This window comes from Phormidium sp. FACHB-1136 (assembly GCF_014697375.1).
In the GTDB taxonomy this organism is placed as follows: Bacteria; Cyanobacteriota; Cyanobacteriia; order Phormidesmidales; family Phormidesmidaceae; genus Nodosilinea.
The window spans coordinates 1-1581 of record NZ_JACJRS010000256.1 but is presented as its reverse complement, the minus strand read 5'-3'; the positions used below and the strand labels follow the sequence as shown (position 1 = coordinate 1581).

Below are 1581 nucleotides of genomic sequence, written 5' to 3'. Positions count from 1 at the left end.
GGAAACGAACTGAGGTCGAAGGCCCAGTTCGAGATGGACGGGGCCAGGTTTGATTGGACAGCCTTTAAGGCGCAGTTCAATACCGACTATGGCGACCTCCCCTTGGCTGACATCCGAGCGAACCTGAAAACCTACTACGGGTTCAGCAACGCTCAGGAAGTGGCCGAGGCCTACGACAAGATGCAGGTCTTGCGACGGGCTCGCCAAGCTCAACGCGGCTACTAAGACCGAAGGCTGACCCAGACCCTAAACGGGATTTGGGTCAGCCTTTGGCTTTAGCCCACCCACCGTCCCCAATCCCACTTGATGTCAACAGCTCACGCTGGGCCTGGGTGACGTGTTCAAGGGTTACATCGTGGTCAATCTCCTCGAACAACTGAAACAGTTTGACGGGCGTGAGACAACCAATCAACAGTTCGAGCGTCTGGTAGACCGCCTCTCGCAGCTCATCGAAGCGGCCAACCTGTCGGTGGACGACATTCTCGACGCCATCGACTAGCCCGCAGTGCTCTGCTTAGCCCCTTTGGGTTGGGCAGAGTGCATGTTAAGCCCACCCACCGTACCCAGGTTCCACCCACCTGACCTTTGACGGATGCGACTGACGCCAACGCTCGTTGGGCCAGGGGGATGAATCGTGTGAAATGACATGGAATTCAAACCCTACGGAAGCCTGGATATCGCCTGGGTCAAGCTGCCCAGCCTGCATGGGTTCCCGCCCACGGTCTCGGCCATGGTGCTGACCCGTGGTGCGGCAAACGCACTAGCCAAGGTCATGAGCGATTGGCCCGATGAACGGCACCAACGCTGGCAGGAGGCGTTGCTGGATCTGGTTTATGACTGCCCGTTCAACGTATGGGCAAAGCGGGTTGAGGTCTATCACCCTGAGTTGATTCAGGCGGTGAACGTTCTGAAGGCGTATCGGCTCCCCACCCTGGGCCTGGTCTTTGATGAAGCTGAACTCTCATTGATGCAGCAAATCACCGAAGCCCTTCGCTCTGCCTAGCTTGGCCCAGCCTGTGCTCCTCACGGTATGGGCCGGGTTCTTTTCCCCACCCACCGCCCCCAACTGTCACATACCTTCTGATGGCCTCAACTTGGCCCCATCGCACCCCAGTCAGCTTACTTGGACTAGGGCCAGACCCCATCCTCGATAGTCAGGCCCATCTCATCACGGACGCTGAACCCAACCTAAACCCAACCTTGACCTAAGCCTAACCCTTCAACACCTAGTCAGGCCCAACCCGGTACCCACTTGGCCCCTGACCTGACCCTAGATGGCCCCCAGCCTGCACCTCACGGTCTGTGACTGACCCCTTACGTGACCTAAGCGTACCGATGCGGGACTGAGTGGGGCAGACCTGAGTCGGGTCGGGGCAGTACCGTTCCGCCAACGTTCCCCTCAAGGTACCGTTGAGATGAATCGTTTTCTAAAGGCCATTTTCAAGCCGAAATCTGTTCAAATCTGCTCAGACCCGCACATTCCTGTGCAGAATTGAACAGAATGGTGCAAATCTGAACGGGCTAAACGAGCCAACGAGGCCAAAATCAGGCCATTTTCACCATGGGGGTGGGGTCAAAACC

Annotated in this window: 2 protein-coding genes and 1 pseudogene; all 3 read left to right on the top strand. The window is 57.4% G+C overall.

Annotated features, from left to right (window positions below; translation table 11 throughout):
* A pseudogene (locus H6G62_RS27195) lies at positions 1 to 225 on the top strand (hypothetical protein); the annotation flags it as partial.
* 130 nt (positions 226 to 355) lie between these two features.
* Positions 356 to 499 carry a hypothetical protein gene (locus tag H6G62_RS27190; RefSeq protein ID WP_190500960.1) on the top strand — a complete coding sequence of 48 codons (144 nt, stop codon included), beginning with the start codon at positions 356 to 358 and terminating at the stop codon, positions 497 to 499.
* Between the two features lie 147 nt (positions 500 to 646).
* The gene (locus H6G62_RS27185; protein WP_190500958.1) at positions 647 to 1003 is read left to right on the top strand and encodes a hypothetical protein; all 357 of its coding nucleotides are present in this window, start codon (positions 647 to 649) and stop codon (positions 1001 to 1003) included.
* The last annotated feature ends 578 nt before the right edge of the window (positions 1004 to 1581 follow it).